We start from the raw sequence: 22,058 nt of genomic DNA, 5'->3' as shown, positions 1-22,058 counted from the left end.
TCGACCCGGGTGTCCTCGGTGGCCGCTGGCGCCCCAGTCTGGGCGGCCGCCCCGATCGCCGCTGCCGCTGCCGCTGCCGCTTCGGCCTCAGCGGCATCGGCCGGGTCCACCCAGGTAAAGACCCGGCCCGCGGGTCGCTCCCACAAGCCGGCGACTCCGGTGGCCGCGGCGAGCGCGGCGGCGTACGGCTGGTCGGCGTCGAGCCGGCGTAGCTCCTCCGCGAGCTCTTCGCCGAGGGTGCGTTGCAGCAGGGGCAGCCGACGGTCCTCTTGACCGGAGCGTCGCAGCACCGCTGACCCGTCGTGGCGGCTGAGGCTGATCTCATTTCCGCCCGGGAACCGGAGCTCCACCGCGGCCAGCGTCGGAGCGTCAGTCGGGATCAGGGTGACGGCGAGCCCGAGCCGGTCGCCGAGCCAGCCGGCGAGCAGCTGGGCGCTGACGTCGTCGCCGGGCGCCCGGATGGTAGCGGCGACCGGGTCCACTCCGCTACCGGCCGGGGCGTCCAGCGCGCCAGCGACCAGGGTGCGCCAGCCGGTTAGCCGGGTCCAGGCGAGATCGGTGTCGCCGGCGGCGTAGTCGATGGCCCGCTGCCGCAACGCCAGCTGCGGGTCGTCGGCCTGGGAACAGTCGGTGATCCGGCGTTCCGCTACCACCCCGAGCGGATCGGTGCTGATCTGCGCCGGTGGCGCACCGTGCCACCAGGTCACCACCGGCACATCCGGGGCGAGCAGCGGCATCACCACCGACTCGGCATGCAGCGCCAACCGGCCCTGCATCCGCATGATCACAGCTTCGCAGGGCCCGAGCCGGCCGCCGACCACGATCTCGGCGTCCAGCCGGTCCGGGGTGGAGCTGGCCCCGACTGGCGTGCGGGTCACTACCAGAATCCGGCACGGGTGCATCGAGGCGGCGACGGTGGCGGCGTCTTCGACCACCTTCACCGGGGTGCTGCGGGTCCCCGGCCGCTCGTCGACCACCGCGACCAGGGTCAGCGCCAGGCCACTGGTCATGCCGTCGCTGCGGCGGGCCGCAGCGAGTTCGCGCACGACCTCGTTGCCGGTCGTATCCCACAGTGCGGTCACGCCCGCCTCCAGCTCCGGCCCTCCCGGGCCAGCAGTTCGTCGGCGCCGCGGGGGCCCCACTCACCGGCCCGGTACGGCTCTGGTTTGGTCCCTTCCCAGGCGTCTTCCAGCGGGTCGATCACCCGCCAGCTCTGCTCCACCTCGTCGGCGTGGGGGAACAGGGTGCTGTCGCCGATCAGCACGTCGAGCACCAGCCGCTCGTACGCCTCGGGGCTGGACTCGGTGAACGCCTCGCCGTACTGGAAATCCATGGCGATGTCGCGGACCTCCATGGCGGTGCCCGGCACTTTGGAACCGAACTTGAGCGCTACCCCCTCCTCGGGCTGGACCCGGATCACCAGCTGGTTGTGGCCGAGCATGCGAACATCCGCCGGTTGGAACGGCAGGTGCGGAGCCTGTTTGAACAGCACCGCCAACTCGGTCACCCGGCGCGGCATCCGCTTACCGGTGCGGACGTAGAAGGGGACGCCCGCCCAGCGCCGGTTCTGGATGCCGAGCCGGACCGCGACATAGGTCTCGGTGGTGGAGTCGGCGGGAACTCCTGGCTCGTCGAGGTACCCCGGGACCCGCTGCCCGTACACCCAACCCTGTTGGTACTGGCCGCGGACGGTGCCGGTGGCGATGTCGTCGGGCAGCGCCGCGGCCCGCAACACCTTGAGCTTCTCGGTGCGGATCTCCTCCGCGTCGAAGCTGGTGGGCTCCTCCATCGCGACCAGTGCCAGTAGCTGCAGCAGGTGATTTTGAAGGACGTCCCGGGCGGCGCCAGCGGCGTCGTAGAAGCCGGCCCGGGTGCTGATACCGACATCTTCGGCCATGGTCAGCTGCACCGAGTCGACGTACCGGTTGTTCCAGACCGGGTCGAACAGCGTGTTCGAGAACCGCAGGGCGAGGATGTTCTGTACCGTTTCTTTGCCCAGATAGTGGTCGATCCGGAACACATCCGCCGCTCCGAACACCTCATCGACCAGGCTGTTGAGCTCCGCGGCCGAGCCGAGGTCGTGGCCGAACGGCTTCTCGACCACTACCCGCCGCCAGCCGCCGGCGCGATGGTTGTCGGCCATACCGGTCCGGGCGAGCTGCTTGAGCACCGCCGGGAACGCCGGGGGCGGGATGGAGAGGTAGAACGCGGCGTTGCCGTTGATGCCGTGACTGTCGCGCAGCCCGTCGAGCGTGTCGGCGAGGTTGTCGAAGGCGGCGTCGTCGTCGAACGAGCCGCCGACGAACCGCATGCTGCCGCCGAGCCGCGCCCATACCTCTTCCCGCCAGGGGGTACGGGCGTGTTGCTGGGCGGCTTCCCGTGCGAGCTGCTCGAAGACGGCGTCGTCCCAGTCCCGGCGGGCGAACCCGACCACCACGAACCCGGGGGGCAGTAGCCCCCGGTTCGCCAGGTCGTAGATCCCCGGGAGGAGCTTCTTCCGGGCCAGGTCCCCGGTGACACCGAAGATCACCAGGGCGCATGGCTCCGGAATCCGGGGTAGCCGCCGATCTTGCGGGTCCCGCAGCGGATTCATCAGGACTCCTGCGTGAGCTGTTCGGCGGCGCGCCGCAGCTGACGCAGCCCGGCCGCCCGGTCGGTCAGATGCAACCGCAGCACCGGCCGGTCCCGTTCGGCCAGCGCCCGCCGGTCCCCGGCGGCCTGGGCGGTCTGGAGCTCGCCGAAGGTGTAGGGCTGCGCCGGCACCGCCAGGTCGGCCGTGGTCGCGCCGGTGATCTGGAGAAACGAACCCACCTGCGGACCGCCCTTGTGGTACTGCCCGGTGGAGTGGAGGAACCTCGGCCCCCAGCCGAAGGTGACCGGTCGGCCGGTGGCCGTGGCCAGCAGCGGTCGCAGCTGCGCGGCGGCGGCGTCACCGAACCGGTCCAGGTAGGCCATGATCGCTAGATAGCCGGTGTCGCCCAAGCCAGCGGTGAACTCTGCGAGCGCCTCGACGACCGTGCCGGCGTCGGTGCCGTACAGCTCGACCGCGCCGTCGACCGCGGCCGGCGCCTCCGGCGGTGCCCCGCCGGCCAGGATGGCGTTGGTGTTGTCTTTCGACTCGGTGACGTTGGGCTGGTCGAACGGGTTGATCTCGAGCACCCGGCCGGCGATCGCGGTGGCGTACTCCCAGGCGAGGAACTGGGCTCCGAGCGGGCCATTGACGGCCAGGTGCGGGCGAACCCCGCCGCCGGGCCAGGCACCCGCCGGCAGCGAGCCGCCGATCGTCACCGTCAGCACGTCGTCGCCGGTGGCGCCGGCCGCCGTCGGAGCCTCGACGACCACCGGCAGCAGCCCGCGGCCCTGCTTCCCGGTCGACTCGGCGATCAACTGCTCGGCCCAGTCGCCGATGCCGACGATGCCGGTGCCGTCCTCGACCAGCGCGAGCTTGTCGCGTACCGGGGCGCCGCCGGCGCCGAGCGCGGCGGCGCCGAGCGCCGCCCCGAGCGCCAACGCGGGGTTGTCCGATTCGCGGGCGAGCGACGGCAGCAGCGCCTCGGCCGCGTCGAGCAGCTCGGCCACGTCGACCCCGGCCAGCGTCGCCGGCACCAACCCGAAGGCGGTCAGCGCGGAGTAACGTCCGCCGACGTCGGGGTCGGCCAGGATCACGACCGAGCCCTGCTGCTCCCCGGTGGTGGCCAGCGACGAGCCGGGGTCGGTGACGATCACCATCCGCCGGGCGGTCTCCGCCTCCGTGAAGCCGGCTTCCCGGAACGCCTGCCAGTAGGCCCGGCGTTGGCTGTCGGTCTCCACGGTCCCGCCGGACTTGCTGGAGACCACCACCACGGTGGTGGCCAACCGGTCCGCCAACGCAGCCCGGACCTGCTGCGGGTCGGTGGTGTCCAGGACGGTCAGCGGCCGGTCCAGGGTCCGGCAGATCACCTCCGGCGCCAGCGATGAGCCACCCATCCCGGCCAACACCACGTGATCCAGGTCGGCGAGTTCGGTGCGTAGCTCGGCTAGCTGCGGCAGCAGCTCGCGACTGCGGGCGATGGTGTCGATCCACCCCAGCCGGATCCGCGCTTCTGGTTCGGCGTCCGGGCCCCACAGGCTCGGGTCCTTCGCCGCCAACGCGGCGGGCACGCCGCTGGCGGCGAGCGTGGCCCGGACGTCAGCGGCGCCGGGCACCGTGTCGGCGCCCCAGACGGCGAGCCCAGCCGCCGCCTCGGTGCGTCCTTCCAGGGTCTCGGTCACCGGGCCGCCCCCAGCTGGGTCTCGACGGTCTTGAGTAGCTCCTGCCAGCTCGCCTCGAACTTCTCCACGCCTTCGCGTTCCAGCGTAGCCACCACGTCGTCGTAGTCGATGCCCTGTTCGGCGAGCTGGTCGAGGACGCGCTGGGCGGCGTCGTACGCGCCGGTCACCGCGTCGGGCCGGGTCTCACCATGGTCGGCGAAGGCCCGCAGCGTCTCCTCGGGCATGGTGTTGACCACTCCCGGGGCGACCAGCTTCTCGACGTAGGCGGTGTCCCGGTAGGCGGGGTCTTTCACCGAGGTGGAGGCCCACAGCGGCCGCTGCGGCCGGGCACCGGCCGCCGCCAGCGCCCGCCACCGGTCGCTGTCGAAGGTGCGCTCGTAGCGCTGGTACGCCAGTTGTGCGTTGGCGATGGCGGCCTTGCCCAGCAGCGCCTCGGCGGCCGGGCCGCCGATCGCCTGCAGCCGCTTGTCGACCTCGGTATCGACCCGGGAGACGAAGAAGGAGGCGACCGAGGCGATCGTCGACAGGTCGTGCCCGGCTTCTCGGGCCTGCTCCAGACCGGTCAGGAAGGCCTCCATGACCTGCTGGTATCGCTGCAGCGAGAAGATCAATGTCACGTTGACGCTCAACCCGGCGGCGAGCGCCGCAGTGATCGCCGGCAGGCCGGCCTCGGTCGCTGGGATCTTGATGTACAGGTTGGGCCGGTCCACCAGCCACCACAGCGCTTTGGCCTCGGCTTCGGTCGGCTCGGCCCGGTAGGCGAGCCGGGGGTCCACCTCGATCGAGACCCGGCCGTCGAGCCCGCCGGTCGCCTCGTACGCGGGCTGCATCACATCGCAGGCCCACCGCACGTCGTACGTGGTGATCATGCGGGCCGCCTCGTCGACGCTGACCCCGCGCACCGCCAACTCCCGCAGCGGCGCGTGATAGAGCTCCGAGCTGGACAGGGCCTTGGCGAAGATGGTCGGGTTGGTGGTCACCCCTACCAGGTGCTGCTCCGCCCGGAGCTGCTCCAACTCACCCGAGGCGAGTCGCTCCCGGGAAAGGTCATCGAGCCACACCGCCACGCCGGCGTCGCTGAGTTCACCCAATCGGTCCGTCATCCCTGGTCGCCCCTTTCTGCGACGCGCTCGAGCGAACGCCGGGCGGCCGCCACGACCCGCTCCGCAGTCAGCCCGAACTGCTGGTAAATCTCCTGGAACGGGGCGCTGGCGCCGAAGTGTTCCAGGCTCACGCACTCGCCGGCGTCGCCGACCAGATCCCGCCACGACATCGCGATCGCCGCCTCGACGCTGACCCGCGCCGGCACCCCGCTCGGCAGCACCTGTTCCCGGTACCCGGCGTCCTGCTCGCGGAACCATTCTTGACACGGCATCGCCACCACCCGGGTCGGCACCCCGTCGGCCTCCAACTGCTCCCGGGCGGCCAGGCACAGCTGCACCTCGGACCCGGTGCCCAGCAGGATCACCGCGGGCGCGTCGCCGCTCGCCTCGGCGAGCACGTAGCCGCCGCGGGCGAAGCCGTCGGCGCTGGCCAGCGCGGTGCGGTCGAGGGTCGGCACCGGCTGGCGGGTGAGGCACAGCGCGGTCGGCCGGTCGGTGTGGGTGAGCGCCATCCGCCACGCCCACACCGTCTCGTTGGCGTCGCTCGGCCGGACCACATCCAGCCCTGGGATCGCGCGCAGCGCGCTGAGGTGCTCCACCGGCTGGTGGGTGGGGCCGTCCTCACCGAGGCCGATGGAGTCGTGGGTCCAGACGTAGATCACCGGTAGCTGCATCAGCGCGGCCAGCCGCACCGCCGGCCGCATGTAGTCACTGAAGATCAGGAACGTGCCACCGTACGGTCGGGTGCCGCCGTGCAGCGCGATCCCGTTGCAGATCGCGCCCATCGCGTGCTCCCGCACCCCGAAGTGCAGCGTCCGCCCGTACGGGTGGCCGGGGAAGGCGCCGGTCGCGCGGTCGGCCGGCACGAACGAGGGCTCGCCCGCCATGGTGGTGTTGTTGCTCTCGGCCAGGTCGGCCGAGCCGCCCCACAGCTCGGGCAGCGCGTCGGCGAGCGCGGCCAAGACCTTGCCGGAGGCGGCACGGGTGGCGATGCCCTTGGGGTCGGCCTCGAAGCTGGGGAGGGCGTCGGTCCAGCCGGCCGGCAGCCGCCGCTGCGCCATCCGCTCGAACAGCTCTCGGCGCTCCGGGGCGGCCTGTGCCCACCGGTCGAACTCGTCCTGCCACGCGGCCCGCAGCGATTTGCCCTGTTCCAGCGCCCCCCGGGCGTGGCTGAGCACCTCGTCGTCGACCGGGAAGTCGGCCTCGGGGTCGAAGCCCAGCTCTCGCTTGGTGGCGGCGGCCTCCTCCGCGCCGAGCGCCGACCCGTGGATCTTGCCGGTGTTGCGCTTCTTCGGCGCCGGCCAACCGATGATCGTCCGCAGCGAGATCAGCGACGGCCGGTCGGTCTCCGCCTTGGCCGCCTGTAGCGCCTGGTACAGGGCGGGCACATCCTCCTGGTAGCCGCCCTCGGCAGCGGTCGCCGCCGAGCGGCCGGCCCGCCAATCGACGGTCTGCACATGCCAGCCGTACGCGGCGTATCGCGCGCTGACGTCCTCGCTCAGCGCGATCCGGGTGTCGTCCTCGATGGAGATCTCGTTGTCGTCGTAGATCACCACCAGGTTGCCGAGCCGTTGATGGCCGGCGAGCGCGCTCGCCTCGTGGCTGATCCCTTCCTGGATGTCGCCGTCGGAGGCGATGACGTAGATGTGGTGGTCGAACGGGCTCTGACCGGCGGCGGTGTCCGGGTCGAACAGGCCGCGTTCCCGGCGGGCGGCCATCGCCATCCCCACCCCGTTGGCGATGCCCTGCCCGAGCGGGCCGGTGGTGGTCTCGACCCCGGGAGTGTGGCCGTACTCAGGGTGGCCGGGGGTGGCCGAGCCCCATTGCCGCAGCGCCTTCAGGTCGTCCAGGCTCAACTCGTAGCCGGCTAGGTAGAGCTGGATGTAGAGGGTCAGGCTGGAGTGGCCCGCCGACAGCACGAACCGGTCCCGACCCGGCCAACGGGGATCCGCCGGGTCGTGCCGCATCACCCGCTGAAACAGCAGGTACGCGGCGGGGGCCAGGCTCATGGCGGTGCCGGGGTGGCCGTTGCCCGCCCGCTGCACGGCATCGACGGCCAGCACCCGGGCGGTGTCGACGGCGCGCTGATCGAGATCGGTCCAGGACAGCGGCGGGTTGGTGGAGATATCGGTCACGGTGCGCGCCCCCGACGGTGATAGATGAGGTATGTGCAGTCCAACAGAGCCTATCGTCGGGCCTTCCCGGATCGAGGGACGCCTGGGCATGGTCCCGACCACACTGCGGGAAGCCCGCAGCTCCTGGCCGGATCAGGCTCGCGTACCCTGTGCCGGGTGAGCGCCACGAGGACCGCAGCCTGCCCTGATGTTCGGCGAGCGCGAACGGTCCGACGGTGAGTAGCGTGACCGTGACGCCGACCACAGTTCCCGCCGCCCGGGTCGGAGCGGCGGACCCGCCGACCCCGCAGCAGCCGGTGCCGGTGCCGGTAACCCCCCGGCCGTCGGTCGGCACGTTGGCCCGCGCCTACCTCGCCTTGACCAAACCACGCATCGTGGAGCTGCTGCTCGTCACCACGCTGCCCACGATGATTCTGGCGGCGGGTGGCCTGCCGCCGATCGGGCTGGCGGTCGCGGTGCTGGTCGCCGGGGCGTTGGCGGCGGGCGCCGCCAACGCCATCAACTGCTACATCGACCGCGACATCGACCAGCTCATGCGCCGGACCGCCCGGCGGCCGCTGCCCACCCACACCCTGCAACCGGCGAACGTGCTCGGCTTCGGGCTGGTGCTGGCGGTGGTCTCGGTCGGCCTGATGGCGGTCTTCGCGAATCTGCTCGCCGCCGCGCTGACGCTCGGCGCGATCGTCTACTACGACCTGATCTACACCCGCTGGCTGAAGCGCACCACCCCGCACAACACGATGCTCGGGGGGGTCAGCGGGGCGGCGCCGGTGCTGATCGGCTGGGCGGCGGTCACTGGATCGCTGGCCGCCCCCGCGTGGTTGCTGTTCGCGGTGGTGTTCCTGTGGCAGCCGCCGCACTTCTACGCGCTCGCGCTGCGGTTCAAGGATGACTACGCGCGGGCCGGGGTGCCGATGCTGCCGGTGGTGGCCTCCGCCCGGCGGGTCAGTGTGGAGTCGGTCGGCTACGTCTGGCTGACGGTCGCGGCGTCGGTGGCGCTGTGGCCGCTGGGGATGGGCCCGGTGTATGGCGTGGCGGCGCTGGTCGTCGGCGCGGTGTTCGTGGTGGAGGCACACCGGCTGGACCGCCGTTGCCGCCAACTGCCCGCCAGCGAGCTGCGCCCGATGCGGTTGTTCCACGTCTCGACGACCTATCTGACCGTGCTCTTCGTCGCGGTCGCGGTCGACGCCTTCCTGTTCAGCTGAGCGGCGCGGCCTGCCGGCGCGGTGGTCGGTCGGCTGGTTCGTGCGGTGGTCGGCGGGGTCCGGAAGTGCCAGATTAACTGGCTAAAAGCGGCATTTCGCCCCGCGGGCGGCGGGTACTGTTCCGTAATACCCGTCACATTAGGGGGAGGAAATCCCAAGTTTTGTGGCGGGCTGTGCCTAGGCTTCGGGCATGGCTGATGGTGATACCACGCTCCTCGCGGAGCGTCCCGAGGCCGGCGGCTCGCTCCCGGGCGGGCTCGTCGACCGGTTGCAGTCTTTCGCCGCCGACCACGAAGGTGCGAAGGCGGTCATCGAGTACGTCGGCCGCCGGGGGGCCCGCATCGTGCTCGTCGGAAACGACGGCTCATGGGGGGACCACTTCGCCCCGGGCACGGATGTCGCCCGGCAGGCGTGTGCCACCGCTGGCGTGGAGTTGGAGAACACCTGGGAGCGAGAGCTCGTGTCGCAGATGGGGCCGGCGAACCACCGGTGGCGCGCCATGGGCCGACGTTTCCTGGCTCGATAATGTAGATATATGTCACTGCCCGAAAATTCAACCGCGACCCGGGAGGCCACCGCCACCCGGGTCGCGCTCGTTACCTGCGCGGAGCTGCCGTCCCTACCCGAGGACGACCGGCCGCTAGTCGAGCAGTTGCGGGCCGGCGGGATCATCGCGGAGCCGGCGGTGTGGGACGACCCCACCGTTGACTGGGCCGGCTACCACCTGGCTGTGCTCCGCTCCACCTGGGACTACCTCGCCCGCCGGGAGGAGTTCGTGGCCTGGGCGGCCACCGTGCCGAGGCTGGCCAACCCGGCGCAACTGGTCGCCTGGAACACCGACAAGCGGTATCTGGTCGAGCTGGACATGGTCGGGGTGCCGGTCATCCCGACCAGTTGGTTCGCGCCCGACGACTACTGGCAGCCGCCGGTCACGGGGCAATGGGTGGTCAAGCCCGCGGTCGGGGCCGGCAGCAGAGACTGCGGGCGATATCAGCTCTCCGACCCCGAGCACCGCCGGTTGGCGGTGGCGCACGTGGCTCGGCTACAGCGCGCGGACCGGTTGGTGATGGTCCAGCCGTACCTCCCGGCGGTCGACGGGTACGGCGAGACCGCGCTGATCTTCTTCGCCGACCCCGACAAGGGTCACCTGACCTATAGCCACGCGATCCGGAAAGGGCCGATGCTCACTGGCCCGGACCACCCCGACGACGACCTTCACCGCCCCGAGGTGATCACCGCCCGGGTGCCGTCGGCGGCGGAGTTGGCGGTGGCGCGCCGGGCAGTCGCAGCGATCCCGGCGCAGCCCTCGCGCCTGCTCTACGCCCGGGTCGACCTGATCCCGGGCCCGGATGGCCGGCCGTTGCTGGTGGAGCTGGAGCTAACCGAGCCCTCGCTGTTCCTGAGCACCGACACCGGGGCTGCCCGCCGGCTCAGCGCGGCGATTGTGGCCAGCGCTGCCGCCCGGGCGGTCGCTGGCGACCGGTTCGTGGACCAATAGCGGGGACGCCACCGGCGGTGTCCGATTCGTTCAAGACTCGGCGGGGCGCGGGCCGTACGGTCATGGGCATGGCACTTGAACTTCGAATGGATCTGATCGGTATCGCGGTCACCGACGCGACCATCAGCTCGTTCTACCCGGATTATCGACCCCCCGCCGGCAACGGCGTCGATCTCTTCGCCGATCACGGGGTGGGGTGACGCTGAACCGGAGCGGTTGGCGCGGTTGGCGGTGTTCCGCGGTCGGTGATAGGTCGGAGAGTGGTTCCGACCCGTCGCACCACCCACTCTGGCCATTTTGGACGCAATGGCTGGCTAGCGTATAGGGCATGCCATCGACGTTGCATGAGGTGTTGATCGAGTTGTTCCGGCATCGGCCGCCGTTGGCGGCTGAGCTGTTGACCGACCCGTTCGACCTCAAGCTGCCGGCGTGGGAGCAGGCGAGCCTGCTCTCTAGTGATCTGTCGGCCTTGTTGCCGACCGAGTTTCGGGCTGATCTGGTGGCGCTGTTCTCGGATGCGGCCGGGGTGCCGGTGCAGGCGGTGGTGTTGGAGGTGCAGCTGGGGCGGGATACGGACAAGCGTCGCAGCTGGCCGGCGTATGTGGCGAATCTGTATGCGCGGTTGGGCTGCCCGACGGTGCTGTTGGTGCTGTGTCCGAGTCGTCCGATCGCGGGGTGGGCGGCGGCGCCGATCGAGCTGGGAGTGGGGTCGGTGGTGACGCCGTTGGTGTTGGGTCCGGACCGGGTGCCGGTGGTGACCGAGCCGGCGCAGGCGGCGGCGTGTCCGGAGCTGGCGGTGTTGTCGGCGGTGGCGCACAGCGCTGGCCCGCGGCGTTCGGGGGTATTTGAGGCGTTGTGGTGTGCGTTGGAGAGCGTCGATATCGAACGGGCGACGCTCTACGCTGGCATGGTGCTTGCGGCGCTGCCAGCGGCGATTCGATCGGAGCTGGAGGCTGGGATGACTACCGCTACTGGAGAATATCGGGACTATCTGAGCCCGTTCGTGAACCGGTTCGTCGATCAGGGGCGGGCCGAGGGCGAGGCGATCGGCGAGGCCCGTGGTGAGGCCCGTGGCGAGGCTCGCGGTGAGGCCCGTGGTGAGGCTCGCGGTGAGGCGAAGGCCTTGCTGACAATGCTCGCTGCCCGTGGCATCAAAGTCACCACACCGGCGAGGCGCCGGATCACCGAGTGCACCGACCTGGAGCAGCTTGACCGCTGGGTCCGGCGGGCCGCCACCGCGAGGTCGGTAAGCGAACTGTTCGCCGAGCCGGAGTAGTCGTCACGCCCGGTGGCGATCCGATGTCGCAGTGGCGGCTTACCATCAGGGCATGACGACACGGGCTCAGTTGCGCAAGACAGCATTGACCTTTCAGGAGGTCGAAGAGGTCACCGCTGACGGGGTGGTGACCTACTCCGTGCGGGGTAAGGAGTTCGCCTCGGTCACCAAAGACGGCGTGGTGCGGTTGCGACTGCCTGAGGCCGAGGTGGAGCGTGCCGTGGCGGCCTACCCCCGGGCCGGTGGGCTCACCCATGCGGGCCGGCAGATCGGGTTCCAGGCGCCGTTGACCGATGTCGGCGGCCAACACCTGTGGGCGCTGGTGATGGAGGCGTGGAAACACCGCGCGCCGAAGCAGTTGGCGGCGAGGTTGACCGCCATCGTGGACTCGCCCACCCAGCCTGGCAGTGATCTCCCGGCGAGCATTGGTAAACCCGCGACTCGGGCGCTGGCCAATGCCGGATTGACCACGCTGGACCAGGTCGCGACCCGCACCAGGGCCGAGCTGCTTGCGCTGCACGGGGTGGGGCCGAAGGCGGTGCGGATCCTCGCCGACACGCTGACGGAGCAGGGCATGTCGCTCCGCTGACTCCGCGGTGCTGTGGCCGGCGGCTAGTGGAGGAGGTCGCGGAGTGGGGCGCCGGCGAGTGAGCGCCCTAGGTGCTCGCTCCTGGTACACACCAGCAGCATGCCAGCCGGCTCCGACGGGTCGGCGTTGCTAGGTCAGTTTGCCGACGATCCGGTCGAAATCGTCAGCGCTGAACGCTCGCAGCGTGGAGCTGCGGACGTTTCCTTGCGAGCACAGCGCCAGGAGGAAGGCGGTGCTGCTCTCGTCGTCCGGGAAGTCGCCGACGGCGACCAGGTCGTACTGGCCCATGGTCCAGTAGATGTCGGTCATCTCGCCGCCGAGTCGTTGGGCGAGGTCGCCCGCGGCGGCGGCCCGTGTGGTGGTCTCGGCATAGCTGCGGATGCCCTGGTCGGTCCAGTTCACCAGGCTGATGTATTTCGGCATGATTTCACCCCTCACCGGTCTGACCTTACGGTACGGCACGATGAGTCCATATAATGAGGAAAAGTCAGATTCAGCGTTGTCGGCGGGCCGGGGCGCTCTTCAGATCGGCCTCGATCGCGGCGGTGGTGGCCAGCAGCGGCGGCAGCAGGTCGCGCCGCATCGCTTCCAGGGTTCGGGTGGTGGGCGCCGAGACGTTCACCGCCGCCACCACCCGGCCGGCCGGGTCGTGCACCGGGGCGGCGATCGCCCGCAGCCCTTCTTCGAGCTCCTGGTTGACCAGCGACCATCCCTGCGTGCGGATCCTGGTCAGCTCTTGGCGTAGCGCTTCGACCGAGCCGACGGTGCGGCTGGTGTGCTTGGTCAGTGGTAGTTGGGGCAGCAGTTCGGTCAGCTGCTGCTCGGAGAGCCCGGCGAGGATTACCCGACCCATCGAGGTGGCGTGGGCGGGGAAGCGGGTGCCGACGCTGATCGCCACGGTCATGATCCGGCTGACCGGCACCCGGGCGACGTAGACGATGTCGGCACCGTCGAGTACCGACATCGACGACGACTCGTGCACCTGTGCCACCAGCGCCTCCAGATGCGGCTCAGCGACCTGCGGCAGCGACAGACTGGACAGGTAGGCGTAGCCGAGCTCCAGCACCCGGGCGGTGAGTGAGAAGTAGCGGCCGTCGCTGCGGACGTAACCGAGCTCGGCCAGGGTGAGCAGGAACCGCCGGGCGGCGGCCCGGGTGACGCCGGTGGCGGCGGCGACCTCGCTGAGGGTCAGCTGCGGATGTTCGGCGTCGAACGCTCGGATGACGGTCAGGCCCCGCTCCAGCGACTGGACAAAGTCCGGTCCGCGGCTGCTCACAGCTCGATGCCCTGCTCGGCGAGGACCCTGGCGGCGGTCGCGAACGCGGCGTTGCCGGCAGGAGCGCCAGCGTAGACGGTGGTGTGCAGCAGGACCTCCCGGATCTCCTCGACCGTCACCCCGAGCCGGAGCGCGGCGGCCACGTGCATCGCGAGCTCCTCTTCGCAACGCAGCGCGGCCAGCACTGCGAGCGTAAGGCAGCTGCGGGTCCGGAGGTCGAGCCCGGGTCGGGCCCAGGCCGCCGCCCAGGCGCAGGTCGTCACATACTCCTGAAACGGTGCGGTGAACGAGGTGGTGGCGGCCTGCGCGGCGTCCACATGGGCGTCGCCGAGCACAGTACGGCGGACCGCCTCACCGGCCTGCGCCGGGCTGGTTGGCTGCTGCCGGTCGGTCATGATCTGGCCTCCCCATCGGTGGGTGCGGTGTCGGCGAGTGCGCGGTCCACCAGCGCGGCTGCGGCGGCGGTATGGGCTTCGGCCGGTTCCCGCAGCGCCACCGTCGTCAGCATCGAAGCCAGGTTGGCCGCCAGCGCCGCGTCGTTGACCTGCAAACCGGCCAGGCAGGAGTCGAGCCAACTCACCGCCGAACCGGTACATATGAGCAACTCTCGCAGCGGTCGCCACTCGGTGTGCCAGCCGCCGGCGGCCCGTTCGTGTTCCTGCGTCATCGCGGCGTAGATCGTTGCGGCGAGACCGGGGGCCGACCCGGCCGCGGCGAGCGCCGAGACTGCGGCGACCGGATTGCGTTTGTGCGGCATCGCCGAGGAGGGGCCGCCGGCCGCCTCAGCGACCTCCGCGACCTCGGACTGGGCGAGCAGGGTGATGTCTCGGGCGATCTTGGCGGCGGCGCCGGCGGTGGTGGCGAGGGCGCCGGCCAGTTCGGCGACCCGGGTGCGGTCGGTGTGCCAGGGCAGCACCGGCTCGGCCAGGCCGAGCTCGGCGGCGTAGGCGTGCAGCAGCGCGGGCCCTGCCTCCTGGTAGCCGGCCAGGGTGCCGGCGGCGCCGCCAAGCTGGACCGCCAGCCCGGTGCTCGCCACCCGGTCGAGGCTTGCGAGCGCGGTCCGCAGCGCGACCAGCCAGCCGGCGGCCTTGCGCCCGAAAGTGGTTGGTTCGGCCTGTTGCAGCAGGGTACGGCCGGCCATCGCGGTGTTCCGGTGCCGGCGGGCGAGCGTGGCGGTGTGCCCGGCGGCGGTTTCCAGGTCGCGGCGGATCACAGCGAGCGCCGACCGGCTGACCAGCATCGCCGCCGTGTCGAGAATGTCCTGGCTGGTGGCGCGGTAGTGGACGTACTCGCGCAGCGCCGGATCGATGCGCTGCCGCAGCGCGGTCACCAACGGCAGCACCGGGGTGCCCGAGCCGGCGGCGTCGACGGCGAGCGAGCCGACGTCGTACTGTGCCGGCTGCGCCGCCGCGGCGATCGCGGTCGCGGCGGCCGGCGGGATCATGCCCAGCCCGGCCTGCGCCTGGGCCAACCCCGCCTCGGCGGTGAGTAGCGCCGCGAGCCAGGCCCGGTCGTCGACCGCGGCGCGCACCGGGCCGCGGGCGAGCACCTCGTCGAAGAGCCCCGGCGGCGGTGACCCAGCCGGTTCAGCCGGTTCAGCTGGTTCAGCTGGTGAAGAAGACGGTCTCATGCTCTCCCTGCAACCGGATGTCGAAGGCGTATCCGTCCTCAGTCTGCCGGGCGAGCAGGGTGGCGCGCTGCGGCTCCGGCAGCTGGTTCAACAGGGGATCGGCGGCGTTAGCTGCCGGCTCGTCCGGGAAGTAGACCCTGGTGTACAGGTGCCGCAGCAGACCCCGGGCGAAGAGGGTGACCGCCAGGTACGGCGCGTGCCGCAGCCCGTCCGCGCCTACCACCGGGCCGGGTTTGACGGTATGGAGGGCGAAGTCGCCGGCCTCGTCGGTGGGGCAGCGGCCGAAGCCCCGGAAGCCGGCCGAGTGGTCGAGCCGGCCGGCCGGGTCGGCCTGCCAGATCTCGATCAACGCGTCGGGCACCGGCTCGCCAGCGCCGTCGCACACCCGCCCGCGAAGCCACCAACCGGCCGGGTCGTCCGCCCCGACCAGGTACGGGCCGGCGGAGTAGGGCAGCGCGTGGCCGAAGAACGGCCCGATCGTCTGCGACGGCGTGAGCGTCATTCGCCCTCCTCGAACGGGGTGGCAGCGTCGCCGCCGAGTACGATGTCGAACCGGTAGCCCAGTGCCCACTCGGGCACGGTTGCCGAGAGGTCGAACGCGGAGATCAGCGCCGGTCGCGCCGACTCCGGCACCGAGTTCAGGATCGGGTCCTGGCCGAAGAGCGGGTCGCCGGGAAAATACATCTGGGTGATGAGCCGCTGGGTGAAGGCCCGTCCGAACAGCGAGAAGTGGATGTGCGCGGGCCGCCAGGCGTTGTCGTGGTTGCGCCAGGGGTAGGCGCCGGGTTTGATGGTGACGAACCGGTACCGGCCCGCCGCGTCGGTCAGGCAGCGGCCGACCCCGGTGAAGTTCGGGTCGTGCGGCGCCGGATGCCGGTCGGCGTGGTGGGGGTAGCGGCCAGCGGAGTTGGTCTGCCAGATCTCCACCAGGCTGTGCGGCACCGGCCGTCCCTGCCGGTCGCGGACCTGCCCGTGGACGATGATCCGTTCGCCCAGCGGCTCGCCGTCGTGTTGCCGGGTCAGGTCGTAGTCCCGCTCGCCGAGCGGGTGATCGCCCAGGATCGCGGAGGTGGCCGGGCCGGTCTCCTCCACCAGCGCCGGCGGCAGCCCGACCAGCCTCCGTTGCGGGGCGCGTAATCCGGTCGAGCCGTACGCCGGCCAGTGTAGTGGCGGGTGGACCCCGGTGTCGCCTGGCTCCGGCAGCGGCTGCTCAATCGTCGACATCGGTGGCTCCGGTCAGCTCACGCAGCAGCCGCAGCTCCTGCTCGGTGGGCGGGTCGGTCTCGGTCACGTCGTCGCCGGCGGCCAGCGGCCAACCGGTCGCCGCCTGCACTTCGGGGAGGCTGACGCCCGGGTGCAGCTGGTCGAGGCGGAGCTCGCAACTGTCCGGGTCGGGGGTGAGCACCGCCAGGTCGGTGATGACTCGAACCGGTCCGCGGCCGCGCAGGCCCAGTCGTTCCCGGGCGCCGGGGCCGTCGCCGTACCCCACCGAGGTTACGAAGTCGACCTGCGGCACGAAGGTACGCCGGCCGTGCTTGACCATGATGAAGACCTCGCGGCAGGAGGCGGCGATCTCGGGGGCGCCGCCAGCGCCGGGCAGCCGGACCGCAGGGCGCCGGTAGTCGTCACCGATCACCGTGGAGTTGAGGTTGGCGTACCGGTCGATCTGCGCGGCGCCGAGGAAGCCGACGTCGATCCGTCCGGCCTGCAACCAGTAGTTGAAGACCTCTGGCACGCTTACCACGGTATCGGCGGTGGCCGCCAGCTCACCATCGCCGATGGAGAGCGGCAGGGTGCTGGGGCGGGCGCCGATGGTGCCCGATTCGTAGATCAGCACCAGCTCGGGCGCGTGCAGCCGGCGGGCCAGGTTCGCCGCGGTGCTCGGAGCGCCGATGCCGACAAAGCAGGTGGTCGCCTCGGCCAGCGCCCGGGCGGCGACGACCGTCATCATCTCGGTCGGGGTCCAGCTCGGCTCGGCGCTCATGCTCCGACCTCCGCCGGAGCCGGGGCGCCGAGCTGCTCCCGGAGCCAGTCGCAGAACACCTGCCGGTCCCGGCTGATCGGCTCCCACCGTTGATAGTATGAATTGTCCCGTTCGTAGTAGCCCTGCGCGTACGACGGCCGGGCGCCGCCCGGGACTTCCGCGACGGCGGTTACGGTCCAAGCCGGCAACACGATCGCGCCGGGCACCGGATCGAGGGTTTCGACCACCTCTTCGACGGTGACCAGGGACCGGGCTGCGGCGAAGACGGCCTCCTTCTGGACGCCGGTGATTCCCCAGAGCTGAACGTTGCCGCGACGGTCGGCGCGCTGAGCGTGGATCACGCTTACGTCCGGGCGCAGGGCCGCCACCGCCGTCAACTGTTCCCCGGTGAACGGGCAGGTGACCGGTGCGAGGGTGGCGGTGTGGTGGACCAGGTCGGTGCCGGCGTAGCCGCGCAGGACCGCGAAGGGCAGGCCGGCGGCGCCGGCCGCGTACCGGTTGGCCATGCCGGCGTGACTGTGCTCCTCGATCTCCAGCGGGACTGGCCAGCCGCGTTCGACCGCGTCGCGGAGCCGGTGCAGCGAGCCGACACCAGGGTTGCCGCCCCAGGAGAAGACCAGCCGGCGGGCGCAACCGGCGCCGATCAGCTGGTCGTAGACGAGGTCCGGGGTCATCCGGACCAGCTCCAGATCGCGTCGGCCGGCCCGGATGATCTCGTGGCCGGCGGCGACCGGGATGAGATGGGTGAAACCCTCCAGGGCGACCGTGTCGCCGTCCCGAACGAGTTCGCGGACCGCCTCGGCCAACGGCAGTAGCTCCGCCATCACACCTCCGTCGTTCGCGTAGCGCACATATGTTCTTCCTCCGAACCTTACGTACGAGCTCGACCAGCAGTCAAGGTCTTGACGGCGCCGGGGGTCGCGGCCTACGTTCACCAGGAGAACAAGCGTGCGTATGACGAACACCTCGGCCGGTCGGCCCACGGGTGCCTCCGCATCGACGGCGGGCGCTCGGCGAGGGTGGCGTTCGTCGGTGCGCCCTTCCCCGCGATGGAGGCGGCGCTAGAAATGCCGCGTTGGAGGAGGAAGTGTCATGAGTCTGCTCGATCCAGCGGCGATCGCGAACACGATCTACAGCGGTGGCTGGCGACCGGCGAGCGGCGGTGAGCTGCCGGTCGTCGCGCCGGCCACCGGCGAGCGGTTAGCCACCGTAGGCGCCGCCGGCCCCGCCGATGTCGCCGAGGCGGCCGCAGTGGCGGCCGCCGCCCAGCCCGAGTGGGCTGGCGCCAGCTTCACCGAGCGCGCGGCGGTGCTCCGGCGGGCCGGGGTGTTGATCGAACAGCACGCCGACGAGCTGCACCAGTTAATGATCAAGGAGACCGGGTCGGTGCCCGGTATGGCCGGCTTCGCCACCCACGTCGCTAGCCAGGAGTGCTATGAGGCGGCCGCGCTCACCGGCCGGCCGGTGGGGGAGGTACTCCCTAGCGAGCAGCCGCGGCTGAGCCTGCTGCGACGTACGCCGGTCGGGATAGTGGGGGTGATCTCCCCGTTCAACGCTCCATTGATTCTCTCCAGCCGTTCAGTGGCGCCGGCGCTGGCGCTCGGCAACGCGGTGCTGCTGAAGCCGGACCCCCGTACTCCGCTCGCGGGTGGCCTGTTGCTGGCCCGGATCTTCGAGGAAGCCGGCCTGCCCGAGGGGTTACTGCACGTGTTGCCGGGCGGGGCCGACACCGGCGAGGCGTTGGTCGCCGAACCGCGGGTGCGGGTGGTCTCGTTCACCGGGTCAACCGCCGCTGGCCGCGCGGTGGCGGCGCTTGGGGCCCAGCATCTCAAGCGGGTGCACCTGGAGCTGGGCGGCAACTCGGCGCTAGTGGTGCTCGACGACGTCGATGTCGAACAGGTGGTCTCCGCCGGCGCCTGGGGCTCGTTCCTGCATCAGGGTCAGATCTGCATGACCACCGGCCGGCACATCGTCCCGGAGTCGATCGCCGACGAGTACGTGGCGGCGCTGGCCAGCCACGCCGAACAGTTGCCGGTCGGCGACCCAGCCACCGGCAAAGTGGCGCTCGGGCCGATCATCGACGAACAGCAGCGGGACAAGGTGCACCGGCTGGTCACCGACAGCCTCGCGGCGGGCGCCCGGCTAGCCGCCGGTGGCAGCTACGAACAGCTCTTCTACCAGGCCACCGTCCTCGACGCGGTCCGGCCGGACACCCCCGCCTACCAGCGGGAGGTCTTCGGGCCGGTGGCGCCGGTGCTGCGCTACTCCTCCGAGGCCGAGGCGGTGGCACTCGCCGCCGACTCCAGCTACGGGCTCTCGTTGGGCATCCTCACCGGCGACCCGATGCGGGGCCTGGCGCTCGCCGACCAGATACCCACCGGCATCGTCCACATCAACGACCAGACCGTGAACGACGAAGCGGTGGCGCCCTTCGGCGGCGTCCTCGACTCCGGCACCGGCGCCCGGTTCGGCGGCCAGGCGAACCTCGACGCCTTCACCGACCAGCGTTGGATCACCGTCCGCGGTGACGTCCCGGCGTACCCGTTCTGAGCCGCGATGCGTACCCAGGTTGCGATAATCGGTGCCGGCCCGGCCGGCTTGTTACTGTCCCACCTGCTCGCCCGCGCGGGTATCGACTCAGTGGTGTTGGAGCGTTCGTCCCGGGATCATGTCGAACGGCGGATCCGGGCCGGCGTGTTGGAGCATGGCACCGTCGCGTTGCTGCGTCGGCTCGGGTTAGCTGACCGGCTCGACCAGGAGGGGATGCCGCACCACGGCGTGGAGTTGCTCTTCGACGGGCAGGGCCACCGGCTCGACCTGACTGCGCTAGCTGGCCGGCAGATCACCATCTACGGGCAGCATGAGCTGGTGAAGGACCTGATCCGGGCGCGGTTCGACACCGGTGCGCCGCTGCTGTTCGAGGCGCCGGTGCAGCAGGTGGTGGACCCGACCGGTGACCAGCCGGTGGTCCACTTCCAGCACGAGGGTCGAACTCACGAGCTGCGGGCGGACGTGGTGGCCGGCTGCGACGGATTCCACGGGGTCAGTCGGGCGACGATCCCCAGCAGCATCCTCTCGGTCCATCGGCACGACTACCCGTACGCCTGGTTGGGGGTGTTGGCGCAGGCACCGCCGTCGGCCGAGGAGCTGATCTACGCGTACCACCAGCGCGGGTTCGCGCTGCACAGCATGCGCAACCCGGAGCTGACCCGGCTCTACCTGCAGGTGCCGCCCGGCACCGAGTCGGCCGACTGGCCGGCTGAGCGGGTATGGGCGGAGCTGTCGACCAGGTTGGCCCGCGACGACCCGGGATGGTCGCTGACCCGTGGGCCGATCGTGGAGCAGAGCGTCGTCGACCTGCGCAGTGTGGTCGCCGAACCGATGCGGTACGGGCGGCTGTTCCTGGCCGGGGACGCCGCCCACATCGTGCCGGCGACCGGTGCGAAAGGGCTGAATCTCGCCGTCGCCGACGTGCTGAACCTCGCGGCCGGGCTGACCCGGTGGTACGCCGACGGCAGCGAGACCCTGCTCGACGCGTACTCGGCGACCTGCCTGGAACGGGTCTGGCGGGTCCAGCACTTCTCCTGGTGGATGACCTCGATGCTGCACCGGGAGCCGGACCAGGACCCGTTCACCACCGGCCTGCAGCTCTCACAGCTGCGATATCTGACCCGCTCGACCGCGGCGGCGACGTCGTTCGCAGAGAACTACGCCGGCCTACCGCTCACCTCAGGAGGCGACGATGACCTTGCGTGACACCCCACCGTTCCGGGCCGACCACGTCGGCAGCCTGCTCCGTCCGCCGGAGCTGCTGGCGGCGCGGGCCAAGGCGGCCGCCGGCGAGTTGCCGCCGGAGCGGCTGCGGGAGTTCGAGGACGAGGCGATCCGCGACGTGGTCGCGGCGCAGCGCTCGGCGGGGCTGAGTTCGGCGACCGACGGCGAGTTCCGCCGTGCCTCCTGGCACATGGACTTCATCTACCGGTTGGGCGGAATCCGCGCGTCCGACGAGCGGATCAGCGTGCATTTCCACAACCAGCAGGGCGACCTGGAGTTCGACGCCGCCGCGCTGGTGGTGGACGGGCGGATCAACCTACCGGAGACGATCTTCGCCGAGGACTTCCGGTTCCTCCAGTCGGTGGCGGGGCCCGACGTGACCCCGAAACTGACCATCCCGTCGCCGAGCATGGTCCATTACCGGGGCGGTCGGGCGGCGATCGACCCGGCGGTCTACCCGGACGAGGAGGAGTTCTGGGCCGACCTGTCGGCCGCCTACGCCCAGCAGATCCGGGGGGTGGCCGAGCTGGGCTGCAAGTATCTGCAGCTCGACGACACCTCGCTGGCCTACCTCAACGACCCGGCGCAGCGGCAGCTGCTCTCGGCCCGCGGGGACGACGCCGACCACCAGCACCTCCGCTACATCCGGCAGCTGAACGCGGCGCTGGCGGGCCGGCCGGCCGGGCTGGCGGTCACCACCCACATGTGCCGGGGGAACTTCCGGTCGAGCTGGGCGGCGGAGGGCGGTTACGACTTCGTGGCCGAGGCGCTCTTCTCGGAGCTGGACGTGGACGGTTTCTTCCTGGAGTTCGACGATGCCCGTTCCGGCGGCTTCGCGCCGTTGCGGTTCGTGCCACCGGGCAAGCAGGTGGTGTTGGGCCTGGTCACGACGAAGAACGGGGAGCTGGAGTCGAAGGATGACCTGAAGCGCCGGATCGACGAGGCCGCTCGGTACGTCCCGCTGGAGCAGCTCTGCCTGTCGCCCCAGTGCGGATTCTCGTCGACGGTCGAGGGGAACTCGTTGACGCTGGCGCAACAGCACGCCAAGCTCAGTCTGATCGTCGAGACGGCGGCGGAGGTGTGGGGCTAGCTCTCGTCCCCGTCGCGGGGTACACAGGTGTGGCCGGAAGAGTCGGTTGGCCGACTCTTCCGGCCGTTGTGTTTTCGGATATCGATATCCGACAGTGTGGGGTAGGAGCAGGTCGTCCGGGACTTCGTAACGACTCGACAACGGGCGTTGACCCTCCTGAAGCGCCGTTGTAACCTGTGGTGACCCCGAAATTATCGGCAAAACCCTGAAAGTTTCGGAAACCCCCGGGCGGAAGCCTCATCGGTAA

At 70.9% G+C, this 22,058-nt stretch carries 21 protein-coding genes and 1 pseudogene; 9 read left to right on the top strand and 13 right to left on the bottom strand.

Going from position 1 to position 22,058, the window contains the following annotated elements; translation table 11 throughout:
* Positions 1–44: 44 nt before the first annotated feature.
* From JQS43_RS14810 to tkt, 5 genes and pseudogenes are all read right to left on the bottom strand, one after another.
* A pseudogene (locus JQS43_RS14810) lies at positions 45–1,082 on the bottom strand (glucose-6-phosphate dehydrogenase assembly protein OpcA); the annotation flags it as partial.
* On the bottom strand, positions 1,079–2,596 hold the full coding sequence (zwf, locus tag JQS43_RS14805) for a glucose-6-phosphate dehydrogenase (protein ID WP_338037184.1): 1,518 nt from the start codon (positions 2,594–2,596) through the stop codon (positions 1,079–1,081). The gene zwf and the pseudogene JQS43_RS14810, both read right to left, overlap by 4 nt.
* Positions 2,593–4,251 carry a glucose-6-phosphate isomerase gene (locus JQS43_RS14800; RefSeq protein WP_239674972.1) on the bottom strand — a complete coding sequence of 553 codons (1,659 nt, stop codon included), beginning with the start codon at positions 4,249–4,251 and terminating at the stop codon, positions 2,593–2,595. The genes zwf and JQS43_RS14800 overlap by 4 nt, the downstream gene beginning before the upstream one ends.
* Positions 4,248–5,354: a transaldolase gene (gene tal / locus JQS43_RS14795; protein WP_239674971.1), complete on the bottom strand. Its 1,107-nt coding sequence runs from the start codon at positions 5,352–5,354 to the stop codon at positions 4,248–4,250. Before tal ends, JQS43_RS14800 begins: the two co-directional genes overlap by 4 nt.
* Positions 5,351–7,579 (bottom strand): transketolase, encoded by a 2,229-nt coding sequence (gene tkt, locus JQS43_RS14790; RefSeq protein WP_420847589.1) that lies wholly within the window; start codon positions 7,577–7,579, stop codon positions 5,351–5,353. Before tkt ends, tal begins: the two co-directional genes overlap by 4 nt.
* 125 nt (positions 7,580–7,704) lie before the next feature.
* On the opposite strand from tkt, the gene JQS43_RS14785 reads away from it, so the two are divergent.
* The 6 genes from JQS43_RS14785 to JQS43_RS14765 all read left to right on the top strand — a co-directional run bounded on the left by JQS43_RS14785 (position 7,705) and on the right by JQS43_RS14765 (position 12,057).
* Positions 7,705–8,694 (top strand): heme o synthase, encoded by a 990-nt coding sequence (locus tag JQS43_RS14785; protein ID WP_239674969.1) that lies wholly within the window; start codon positions 7,705–7,707, stop codon positions 8,692–8,694.
* Positions 8,695–8,884: 190 nt separating this feature from the next.
* On the top strand, positions 8,885–9,220 hold the full coding sequence (locus tag JQS43_RS14780) for a hypothetical protein (RefSeq protein ID WP_239674968.1): 336 nt from the start codon (positions 8,885–8,887) through the stop codon (positions 9,218–9,220).
* Between the two features lie 9 nt (positions 9,221–9,229).
* Entirely contained in the window at positions 9,230–10,192 is a 963-nt protein-coding gene (locus JQS43_RS14775; RefSeq protein WP_239674967.1) for an ATP-grasp domain-containing protein, read from the top strand.
* A 68-nt stretch (positions 10,193–10,260) separates the two neighbouring features.
* Positions 10,261–10,392: a hypothetical protein gene (locus JQS43_RS26070; RefSeq protein WP_275580901.1), complete on the top strand. Its 132-nt coding sequence runs from the start codon at positions 10,261–10,263 to the stop codon at positions 10,390–10,392.
* Positions 10,393–10,520: 128 nt separating this feature from the next.
* Complete coding sequence (locus JQS43_RS14770; protein WP_239674966.1) at positions 10,521–11,468, top strand: hypothetical protein; 948 nt, start codon at positions 10,521–10,523, stop codon at positions 11,466–11,468.
* A 52-nt stretch (positions 11,469–11,520) separates the two neighbouring features.
* On the top strand, positions 11,521–12,057 hold the full coding sequence (locus JQS43_RS14765) for a helix-hairpin-helix domain-containing protein (protein ID WP_239674965.1): 537 nt from the start codon (positions 11,521–11,523) through the stop codon (positions 12,055–12,057).
* 129 nt (positions 12,058–12,186) lie between these two features.
* Here the strand turns inward: JQS43_RS14765 and JQS43_RS14760 are convergent, their stop codons facing one another.
* From JQS43_RS14760 to JQS43_RS14725, 8 genes are all read right to left on the bottom strand, one after another.
* Positions 12,187–12,480, bottom strand: coding sequence for a GYD domain-containing protein (locus tag JQS43_RS14760; protein WP_239674964.1), 294 nt, complete (start codon positions 12,478–12,480; stop codon positions 12,187–12,189).
* Between the two features lie 70 nt (positions 12,481–12,550).
* Positions 12,551–13,333, bottom strand: a complete 783-nt coding sequence (locus tag JQS43_RS14755; protein WP_239674963.1) for an IclR family transcriptional regulator domain-containing protein — start codon at positions 13,331–13,333, stop codon at positions 12,551–12,553.
* On the bottom strand, positions 13,330–13,728 hold the full coding sequence (locus tag JQS43_RS14750) for a carboxymuconolactone decarboxylase family protein (RefSeq protein WP_239674962.1): 399 nt from the start codon (positions 13,726–13,728) through the stop codon (positions 13,330–13,332). Before JQS43_RS14750 ends, JQS43_RS14755 begins: the two co-directional genes overlap by 4 nt.
* Positions 13,725–14,963: a 3-carboxy-cis,cis-muconate cycloisomerase gene (gene pcaB / locus JQS43_RS14745; protein WP_239674961.1), complete on the bottom strand. Its 1,239-nt coding sequence runs from the start codon at positions 14,961–14,963 to the stop codon at positions 13,725–13,727. Before pcaB ends, JQS43_RS14750 begins: the two co-directional genes overlap by 4 nt.
* Positions 14,938–15,465 carry a protocatechuate 3,4-dioxygenase subunit alpha gene (gene pcaG / locus JQS43_RS14740; protein WP_239674960.1) on the bottom strand — a complete coding sequence of 176 codons (528 nt, stop codon included), beginning with the start codon at positions 15,463–15,465 and terminating at the stop codon, positions 14,938–14,940. The genes pcaB and pcaG overlap by 26 nt, the downstream gene beginning before the upstream one ends.
* Entirely contained in the window at positions 15,462–16,187 is a 726-nt protein-coding gene (gene pcaH / locus JQS43_RS14735; RefSeq protein ID WP_239674959.1) for a protocatechuate 3,4-dioxygenase subunit beta, read from the bottom strand. Before pcaH ends, pcaG begins: the two co-directional genes overlap by 4 nt.
* Positions 16,174–16,947 (bottom strand): CoA-transferase subunit beta, encoded by a 774-nt coding sequence (locus JQS43_RS14730; RefSeq protein WP_239674958.1) that lies wholly within the window; start codon positions 16,945–16,947, stop codon positions 16,174–16,176. Before JQS43_RS14730 ends, pcaH begins: the two co-directional genes overlap by 14 nt.
* Positions 16,944–17,771, bottom strand: coding sequence for a CoA transferase subunit A (locus tag JQS43_RS14725; RefSeq protein WP_239674957.1), 828 nt, complete (start codon positions 17,769–17,771; stop codon positions 16,944–16,946). The genes JQS43_RS14730 and JQS43_RS14725 overlap by 4 nt, the downstream gene beginning before the upstream one ends.
* 268 nt (positions 17,772–18,039) lie before the next feature.
* On the opposite strand from JQS43_RS14725, the gene JQS43_RS14720 reads away from it, so the two are divergent.
* Genes JQS43_RS14720 through JQS43_RS14710 form a run of 3 tightly spaced genes read left to right on the top strand, consistent with a single transcriptional unit; the run spans position 18,040 to position 21,811 of the window.
* On the top strand, positions 18,040–19,497 hold the full coding sequence (locus JQS43_RS14720) for an aldehyde dehydrogenase family protein (RefSeq protein ID WP_239674956.1): 1,458 nt from the start codon (positions 18,040–18,042) through the stop codon (positions 19,495–19,497).
* Between the two features lie 6 nt (positions 19,498–19,503).
* Positions 19,504–20,703, top strand: coding sequence for a 4-hydroxybenzoate 3-monooxygenase (locus JQS43_RS14715; RefSeq protein WP_239674955.1), 1,200 nt, complete (start codon positions 19,504–19,506; stop codon positions 20,701–20,703).
* Positions 20,690–21,811: a 5-methyltetrahydropteroyltriglutamate--homocysteine S-methyltransferase gene (locus tag JQS43_RS14710; RefSeq protein ID WP_239674954.1), complete on the top strand. Its 1,122-nt coding sequence runs from the start codon at positions 20,690–20,692 to the stop codon at positions 21,809–21,811. Before JQS43_RS14715 ends, JQS43_RS14710 begins: the two co-directional genes overlap by 14 nt.
* Positions 21,812–22,058: the final 247 nt, after the last annotated feature.

The organism is Natronosporangium hydrolyticum (assembly GCF_016925615.1).
In the GTDB taxonomy this organism is placed as follows: domain Bacteria; phylum Actinomycetota; class Actinomycetes; order Mycobacteriales; family Micromonosporaceae; genus Natronosporangium; species Natronosporangium hydrolyticum.
This window is presented reverse-complemented; position numbering and strand designations above follow the sequence as displayed.